The organism is Flavobacterium sp. (genome assembly GCF_025352015.1).
Classification (GTDB): Bacteria; Bacteroidota; Bacteroidia; order Flavobacteriales; family Flavobacteriaceae; genus Flavobacterium.
Genome location: NZ_JANXUG010000103.1, coordinates 1 through 3,587, shown reverse-complemented (window position 1 = coordinate 3,587; position 3,587 = coordinate 1). Strand labels below are relative to the sequence as shown.

The window sequence follows — 3,587 nt, the reverse complement described above, 5'->3', positions numbered from 1 at the left end:
TAAACTTTAAGACCTTTGACTTTAAGACAAATTTATTAAAAAGGTAAATCGTCGTGTTCTTCTTCGTTGAAGTTGGTAGCAGGTGCAAACGCTTCAGCTGGCGGCATTGGAGGCATAGTTGCTACAGGTGCTTCTGCTTGTGTTTTTTCAATTCTCCATCCTTGGATGTCATTAAAATATTTGGTTTCTCCTTGTGGGCTCAACCATTCTCTGCCTCTCAAATTGATAGAAACTTTTACAGCATCGCCCACATTGTAATTGTTCAACATATCACATTTATCCTGTACAAAGTTGATGCTAATAAATTGAGGATATTGCTCCTCTGTTGCCACAACCAATTCTCTTTTTTTAAAACTAGCACTCACTTGTTGCTCTGCATTAACGATTTTAATTTTTCCGGTAACTTCCATATTTATTGTTTTGCTAAAAGCACTTTCCAAGCAGAAAGCGCATCATTATTATTCAAATATTCTTTTGCTTTTTGATGAATTTTAAGAGTATCATCGGAGCTCAAAACCCCTTTGATCGAAAAATTTTGTTGTACAAATATAGTAATTTCTGTTGGAGTTGGCAATGCTTCTATGTTTCCTAATTTACCCAAATCATTACCATCAAAAACTGAACTATCTTTAATAAAATCAGGAATCAAATCTACACCAATTCCTAGGGTAGTTATTGGCTTTTCGACTTCAAACATCCCTTGATTGGAACGTGAATACCAATTGCCTCCTAAGCGCGAAACCAAATCAATTTTGTTTTGGTCAATCATCCCTTTATTGTCTAATATATTTTCGTTGATATGTATTTTTATTACTTCACAAATAATTAAATTACCTGCACCACCTTGATTACCTAATGCTATAATTTCATTGACTTTGCATTCCATTTGCACGGGACTTTCGGCCACTCGATAAGGTTTTATCAAGTCCGAAGGCAACATCGTTAATCCCGATTTTAAGAACTCATTCACCCCATCTGGATATTCAGTACTCGATAATGAAGCTTGTTGGACAAGTGCATAATCAACCACATTTATCACGACTTCTTTGGTGGCTTCGCAATTTTCAAGCGTATGTTTTGTGGTGTTGTTTCTAACGCGACGTGCTGGAGAAAACACCAAAATTGGCGGATTTGAACTAAATACATTAAAGAAACTAAAGGGCGACAAATTGGGTTTGCCATTCTTATCCATTGAGCTTGCAAAAGCAATAGGTCTTGGAGCTACTGCACTTTGTAAATATCCTTGAAGTTGTGCTGGTGAAAGTGTATGTGGTTCGAAACTGAGCATGATTTTTTGTTTTTACAAATGTAATTTTTTTATGTTTTAAGTAAACATCAAAATTAGAAGTTATCATTTTTTCATTACTTTTAACCAAAATCGTTTACATGCATTTTTCTGAAAAAAGGATTACTTCCCGCTGGTTTATCATTATCGCATCGTTTGTTATTGTGAGTTTGATTTTGTGGAATACTTATTCGTTTTTTCAAATTTTTAAAGACCAAGAACGCGTAAAGATGCAAAATTGGGCATTGGCTCAAAAGAAAATCAACAATGCCGACCCTAACGCTGATGTTGACATAGAACTTCCTTTTCAAATTATTCAAGAAGCCACCATCCCTATTATTGTAACCGAAAAAAATTCTATAATCAATACTAAAAATATCGATGACGATATTCTCAAAGACAAAGCAAGACTTGCTGCTTTTTTGCAAAAACTGAAAAATCAAAATGAGCCTATTGTAATGCAAATTTCAAACGGGAAAACACATAATCTTTATTATGGCGATTCCTCATTATTGACCAAATTGAAATATTATCCTGTGGCTTTGCTCTTGATTATTTTTTTGTTTGGCGCAATGGTGTATAACTTTTATAAAAGCACCAAAATGGCAACCCAAAATAAGCTTTGGGCAGGAATGGCAAAAGAAACGGCACATCAAATTGGCACACCATTATCGTCTTTAATAGGATGGCTCGAAATCATGAAAGCCGATAATGTAGATGAAACTACGGTTAGCGAAATAGAGAAAGACATCAATCGGTTACAAACCATAACGGATAGATTTTCCAAAATAGGCTCGGAACCGTTATTAGAAGTAAAAGATATTATTCAAGAAACCGAAGAATCGTTCAACTATTTGAAATCGAGGTTTTCAAAGCAAGTAGAATTTACTTTTAAAGCTCCCGAAAAACCTATTATGATTTCGTTAAATACTGCTTTACACAGTTGGACTGTCGAAAACTTGGTGAAAAATGCCATTGATGCCATGAGAGGCAGAGGCAAACTATCAGTAGTGATTGAAAACGAAAACCATTTGGTAAAAATTATTGTAACAGACACCGGAAAAGGTATACCTAAAAATCAGTTCAAACGTGTTTTTGAACCCGGATTTACCACTAAAAAAAGAGGTTGGGGTTTAGGATTATCGTTAACAAAACGTATTGTGGAAGAATACCACAAAGGAAAAATAAAAGTATTGCATTCAGAAATTGGAACCGGAACTACGATTCAAGTTTCGTTTAGGAAATTATAAAAATTCAAAATTTTTAGTTCTATAAATTGCTTTGAATGGCTGTAAGTAACTCTTCAAATTCTGCTTTAGTCAGCGTTACTTTTTTTTGAAAACGCATAGCATCCATATCTTGAAGCGGTATCAAATGTACATGAACATGTGGCACTTCGAGCCCAATTACAGCAACACCAATACGTTTGCATGCAACCGTTTTTTCTAGGGCTATGGCAATTTTTCTAGAAAATTTCATTAAGCCCAAATAAAGCTCCTCATCCATATCAAAGATTTTATTAATCTCAAGTTTTGGAATACAAAGTGTGTGTCCTTTCGCATTTGGATTGACATCTAATATAGCAATAAAATTATTGTCCTCTGCTATTTTATAACATGGAATTTCTCCAGCAATTATTTTAGTAAATAGTGAACTCATTACGAATTTTGTTTTTAAAAAGTCCTTCGACTGCGCTTAAGGAAACAAAAGTTAATCTCTTGAAATTTCTAAAACTTCAAAGTTAAGTTTACCGTTTGGCACTGTAATTTCAGCAATTTGTCCCACAGATTTTCCCAATAATCCTTTACCAATTGGCGAGGTAACCGAAATTTTTCCTGTCTTTAAATCGGCTTCGCTTTCAGCAACCAATCTATAATTTAGTTCCATGCCGTTGGCTTGATTCTTAATTTTTACGTTGGATAATACCAAAACTTTTGAAACATCAAGATGCGTTTCATCAATCAATCTGGCATTTGAATGTACTTCTTCCAATTTGGCAATTCTCATTTCGAGCATTCCTTGTGCTTCTTTGGCGGCATCATATTCTGCATTTTCAGACAAGTCGCCTTTATCTCGTGCTTCGGCAATGGCTTGAGACGCTTTTGGTCTTTCGATGCTTTTTAATTGATCTAATTCTTCTCTTAATTTCTTCAGTCCTTGTGCGGTGTAATACGATACTTTAGTCATGTGCTGCTTTTTTATAAATAGAAAAAATCCCATCGGAACGGGATTTCTTTTTGCAAAGATATTATTTTAATCTTATTTCAAAATTCTTGGCGTTTTTTTAACGCTTGTCAAAGTT

5 protein-coding genes are annotated in these 3,587 nt (G+C 34.5%); 1 reads left to right on the top strand and 4 read right to left on the bottom strand.

The window, feature by feature from the left end; genetic code table 11:
* Window positions 1-35: 35 nt before the first annotated feature.
* Both Q0Q96_RS10585 and Q0Q96_RS10580 read right to left on the bottom strand, forming a co-directional pair.
* Window positions 36-410 (bottom strand): DUF3127 domain-containing protein, encoded by a 375-nt coding sequence (locus Q0Q96_RS10585; RefSeq protein ID WP_293875166.1) that lies wholly within the window; start codon window positions 408-410, stop codon window positions 36-38.
* A gap of 2 nt (window positions 411-412) precedes the next feature.
* Window positions 413-1,288 carry a flavin reductase family protein gene (locus Q0Q96_RS10580; protein ID WP_293875164.1) on the bottom strand — a complete coding sequence of 292 codons (876 nt, stop codon included), beginning with the start codon at window positions 1,286-1,288 and terminating at the stop codon, window positions 413-415.
* A 98-nt stretch (window positions 1,289-1,386) separates the two neighbouring features.
* Here Q0Q96_RS10580 and Q0Q96_RS10575 point away from each other — a divergent pair, with 98 nt between their 5' ends.
* Window positions 1,387-2,535, top strand: a complete 1,149-nt coding sequence (locus Q0Q96_RS10575) for a HAMP domain-containing sensor histidine kinase (RefSeq protein WP_293875162.1) — start codon at window positions 1,387-1,389, stop codon at window positions 2,533-2,535.
* Between the two features lie 19 nt (window positions 2,536-2,554).
* Here the strand turns inward: Q0Q96_RS10575 and Q0Q96_RS10570 are convergent, their stop codons facing one another.
* On the bottom strand, window positions 2,555-2,944 hold the full coding sequence (locus Q0Q96_RS10570; RefSeq protein WP_293875160.1) for an HIT family protein: 390 nt from the start codon (window positions 2,942-2,944) through the stop codon (window positions 2,555-2,557).
* 51 nt (window positions 2,945-2,995) lie between these two features.
* Window positions 2,996-3,472, bottom strand: a complete 477-nt coding sequence (greA, locus tag Q0Q96_RS10565) for a transcription elongation factor GreA (RefSeq protein ID WP_293875158.1) — start codon at window positions 3,470-3,472, stop codon at window positions 2,996-2,998.
* Between the last annotated feature and the right edge of the window lie 115 nt (window positions 3,473-3,587).